The 289-nt window shown below is 65.7% G+C and carries 1 protein-coding gene; it reads left to right on the plus strand.

Annotated features, from left to right (window positions below; genetic code table 11):
* On the plus strand, positions 1-228 hold a 228-nt coding region (locus SB786_RS35995), incomplete at its 5' end, for a 23S rRNA (pseudouridine(1915)-N(3))-methyltransferase RlmH (RefSeq protein ID WP_410731544.1).
* Positions 229-289: the final 61 nt, after the last annotated feature.

Consider the following 289-nt stretch of genomic DNA (forward strand, 5'->3'; position numbering starts at 1 on the left):
GAAATCGCCGAAAAGCTTGGCCGCTGGCGTGACGATGGCGTGCGCGAAACGCGCTTCCTGATCGGGGCCGCCGACGGCTTCGATGATGCCGAACGTGCCAATGCCGACCTGCTGATCGCGTTCGGCAAGGCGACCTGGCCGCACATGATGGCGCGCGCCATGCTCGCCGAACAGCTCTACCGCGCGACCAGCATCCTGGCCGGCCATCCTTATCATCGCGAGGGCTGACGCTGTGCGGATGCGTCCCCTTGTCCTCGCAATGGTGGCAGGAGCCGCGGTGATTGCATCG

It is taken from the genome of Burkholderia sp. SIMBA_062, from assembly GCF_046534765.1.
Taxonomy (GTDB): domain Bacteria; phylum Pseudomonadota; class Gammaproteobacteria; order Burkholderiales; family Burkholderiaceae; genus Burkholderia; species Burkholderia ambifaria.